Genomic DNA, 3,983 nt, shown 5'->3' on the forward strand with positions numbered 1-3,983 from the left:
TACATCCAGCGCCGTCTCCAGATCGGCTACAACCGCGCCGCCTCGATCATGGAGCGGATGGAGAACGAAGGCATCGTCGGCCCCGCCAACCACGCCGGCAAACGCGAAATCCTCGTCGAGACCGGCAGGGCGAGGGAAGACGAGGATTGAGGCAAGGCGCAGCCACCGGCCTTCGTCACGGCTGAACCGTTCGCGGCAGCGGGGCGTACTCATCGCAACGACAGGAGCGCTGCGATGAGGCCGACAGGATCTGTGACCGACCGCCGGGGCCGGCGGAGCCCTGCGCGGTGAAGACCCTCGTCCTGATCCTCGGCGACCAGCTCAGCCGCGACCTTTCCGCGCTCGACGGGTTCGAACCCGGACGCGACCTCGTGCTGATGGTCGAGGTGGCGGAGGAGACGACCTATGTCCCCCATCACAAGCAGAAGATCGCCTTCATCCTTGCGGCGATGCGCCATTTTGCGCAGGCACTGCGCGAGGAGGGACTGAGCGTCGACTATGTCGCGCTCGACGACCCCGCCAACACCGGCTCCTTCTCGGGCGAGCTGGCGCGTGCGGTCGCCCGCCACCGGCCCGACCGCGTCATCGTCACCGAACCCGGCGAATGGCGTGTGCGCCGGATGATGGACGACTGGGCGCAGGATCTCGGGCTTCCCGTCGAGATCCGCGACGACGACCGTTTCCTCTGCTCGCGCGCCGAGTTCGCCGCCTGGGCCGACGGGCGCAAATCCTACCGCATGGAGTTCTTCTACCGCGAGATGCGCCGGCGCACCGGGCTGCTGATGGAGGATGACGGGCCCGTCGGTGGGCAATGGAACTTCGACGCCGAGAACCGCAAGCGCCTGCCGGCCGGCGTAACGCCGCCGCCGCGCCTGCGTTTCGCGCCGGATGGAGTGACCACCGAGGTCGTCGAGCTGGTCGCGGCGCGCTTCGACGGACATTTCGGCGATCTCGACGGCTTCGGCTGGGCCGTGACGCGAGATGATGCGCTCAGGGCTCTGGCGCATTTCGTCGAACAGGCACTGCCGCGCTTCGGCGACTACCAGGATGCGATGGCAGAGGGCGAGGCCTTCCTCTTCCATGCCCTCGTCTCGCCCTATCTCAACATCGGCCTGCTGCTGCCGCGCGAGGTCTGCCTCGCCGCCGAGACCGCCTACAGGGCCGGCAAGGCGCCGCTCAACGCCGTCGAGGGCTTCATCCGCCAGATACTCGGCTGGCGCGAATATGTCCGCGGCATCTACTGGCTGGAGATGCCGGGCTATGCGCAGACCAATGCGCTCGACGCCGACCGCCCGCTGCCCTGGTTCTACTGGTCGGGCGAGACGGACATGAACTGCCTGGCGAGCGCCGTCGCCGACACCCGCCGCAACGCCTATGCCCATCACATCCAGCGGCTGATGGTGACCGGCAATTTCGCCCTGCTCGCCGGCATCCGCCCGGCCGAGATCGAGGCGTGGTACCTCGCCGTTTATGCCGATGCCTTCGAATGGGTCGAGCTCCCTAACACCCATGGCATGGCGATCTTCGCCGATGGCGGCCTCCTCGGCTCGAAGCCCTATGCCGCCTCGGGCGCCTATATCGACCGCATGTCGGATTATTGCGGACCTTGCGCCTATGACCCGAAGATCAAGACCGGGGAGGGCGCCTGCCCGTTCAACCCGCTCTACTGGGACTTCCTGATCCGCAACCGCGACCGGCTCGGCAACAATCCGCGCATGGCGATGCCCTACAGGAACCTCGACCGGATGACGCCGGCCCATGTCGCGACGATCCGGCGCGAGGCCGCCGCCATCCTCGACGGGCTCGATGCGCCGGCTCAAGCCAAGCCCATCAAGCAGCCCGACCTCTTCGGCTGATCGCGGCCCGCCATTTCCTTCGCGCGCATTTGCGACGATGCTGCGCGCCGGCCCGAACGGGGCCTCAGCGGATTCGCTATCCGCTGTTTGACCTCAGGGCGCGATGTTCCGGTTCCTCCATTCCTCCGATCTTCATATCGGCAAGCGCTTCGGCACCATGCCGGAGGAACTGCGCGGCCGGCTGCGTGAGGCGCGCCACTCCGTGCTCGACCGGCTGGCGGACCGGGCGCGGCAGGGTGGGGCGGAGACCGTTCTGCTGGCGGGCGACAGCTTCGACACCGAGACACCGAGCCCCGCCATGCTGCGCCAGGCGCTCGCTGCCATGGCCGGCCATGCGCCGCTGCGCTGGATCGTCCTGCCCGGCAACCACGACTCGCTGCTCGCCGACGAACTCTGGGCTGCGGCGCGCGCAGTCTTGCCGGCTAATGTTCTGCTGGCGACGGAAGCCGCGCCGCTCGTGCTCGCACCCGGTAGGGTCGTCCTGCCCGCACCCTGCACCACGCGCCGGCCGGGCCGGGACCTGACGGACTGGATGGACGCCGCCGCCACGCCGGACGGGGCGCTGCGCATTGGCCTTGCCCATGGCGCGATCCAGAGCTTTTCCGAGGATGGCAGCAGTCTCGACATCATCGCGCCCGACCGGGCAAGCCGGGCCGGGCTCGACTATCTCGCGCTCGGCGACTGGCACGGCCAGATGCCGATCGGCCCGCGCAGCTGGTATTCCGGTGCGCCGGAGCCCGACCGTTTCAAGCATGATCAGCCGGGCCGGGCGCTGCTGGTGTCGCTCGCCGGCCCCGGCGCCGTACCCGAGGTCACGCCGGTCGAGACCGGCAGCTTCGCCTGGCAGAGCCTCGCGCTCGACTGCCTCGCGGGCGAGGACGCGCCGGCTGTGCTCGGCGAGCGGCTGCCTGCGGGTGCGGCGCGGCGCCAGACCCTGCTGCGGATCGTCGCCACGGGGCGCCTGCGGCCGCAGGAGCGGGCGGCTCTGGAGGCGGCGGTGGCGGCGATGGCGCCGGAATTCGCCCATCTCGTGCTGGAGACGGACGGGCTCGCCACCGATTGCGACAGCGACGATCTCGACGCGATCGACCGTTCCGGCGCCCTGCGCCAAGCTGCGGACGCGCTGCTCGCCGAGAGCCTCGACGAGGCGCGCTCGCTCGCCGAGCGCCAGGCGGCGCGCGACGCGCTGGCGCGACTGTTCTCCTATTGCGCGGCGATGCCGGCATGAGATGGCCGGCATGAAGCTGACGGCGCTGCGCCTGCACAATGTCCGCCGCTTCGCCGGTCGGGGCGTCGCCGTCGAGGGCATCGGCGACGGCGTCAATGTGCTCTGCGCGGTCAACGAATACGGCAAATCGACCTGTTTCGACGCGCTCCACGCCCTGTTCTTCCAGCTCCACACCGGCGCGCCCGGCGCCGTGCAAGGCTTGCGGCCCTATAGCGGAGGCAACCCGCTGGTCGAGGCCGACATCACGACCGCCAACGGCGCCTTCCGGCTGACAAAACAGTTCTACGGCGGCAAGCGCGCCATGGTGCGCGATCTCGCGTCCGGCCGGCTCGTGGCCCAACCCGACGAGGCCGAGCGCTTCATCGCCAATCTCGTCCAGGGTGGCACGGCGGGGCCCGCCGGCCTGCTCTGGGTGCGCCAAGGCATCACCGGCATCGAGCGCCGGGCCAGGAGCGACGAGGAGGGCGAGAAGCGCGCCCGCGAATCCGTGCTCACCTCGGTCCAGGGCGAGGTCGAGTCGCTGACCGGCGGCAGGCGCATGGCGCAGGCGCTCGCCGCCTGCGAGGCGGAGCTGGTGCCGCTCGTCACGGCGACCGGCCGACCCAAGGCCGGCGGCCCCTATGCCCAGGCCATCGAGGAGCGCGACGCGCTGGCCCAGCTGGAACAGAAGCTTGCGGGCGAATTGCGCGAACTGCGGGACGCGCTCGACCGGCGCCGCAGCCTCCGGGCCCGGCTCGCCGAATTGGACGACGCCGAGCGCCACGCCACCCTCCTGCGCGAGGTAACCCAGGCCGAGGCTGCGCTCGCAACGGCGCGCGCCCATGGCGAGGCGCTGCGCAGGGCCGAGGTCGAGGCCGCGCTCGCCCGCAATGCCCGCGACGCGGCCCGCGAAGCGCTCG

The 3,983-nt window shown here is 70.4% G+C and carries 4 protein-coding genes; all 4 read left to right on the plus strand.

The features are described 5' to 3' along the window. Positions 1–150: DNA translocase FtsK (locus Q8M82_RS21635; RefSeq protein ID WP_371126434.1), on the plus strand; the 150-nt coding region annotated here is incomplete at its 5' end. Between the two features lie 137 nt (positions 151–287). After that, positions 288–1,856, plus strand: coding sequence for a cryptochrome/photolyase family protein (locus Q8M82_RS21640; RefSeq protein WP_305693362.1), 1,569 nt, complete (start codon positions 288–290; stop codon positions 1,854–1,856). A gap of 103 nt (positions 1,857–1,959) precedes the next feature. Beyond that, positions 1,960–3,084, plus strand: a complete 1,125-nt coding sequence (locus tag Q8M82_RS21645) for a metallophosphoesterase family protein (RefSeq protein WP_305693363.1) — start codon at positions 1,960–1,962, stop codon at positions 3,082–3,084. A 10-nt stretch (positions 3,085–3,094) separates the two neighbouring features. Beyond that, positions 3,095–3,983 (plus strand): AAA family ATPase (locus Q8M82_RS21650; protein ID WP_305693364.1); only part of this gene is annotated, 889 nt, incomplete at its 3' end.

It is taken from the genome of Allobosea sp. (assembly GCF_030694325.1).
Classification (GTDB): domain Bacteria; phylum Pseudomonadota; class Alphaproteobacteria; order Rhizobiales; family Beijerinckiaceae; genus Allobosea.

Bases quoted from the DNA above. Each gene is read 5' to 3' on its own strand.
- Q8M82_RS21645 (WP_305693363.1), top strand. From the start codon at position 1,960: ATGTTCCGGTTCCTCCATTCCTCCGATCTTCATATCGGCAAGCGCTTC.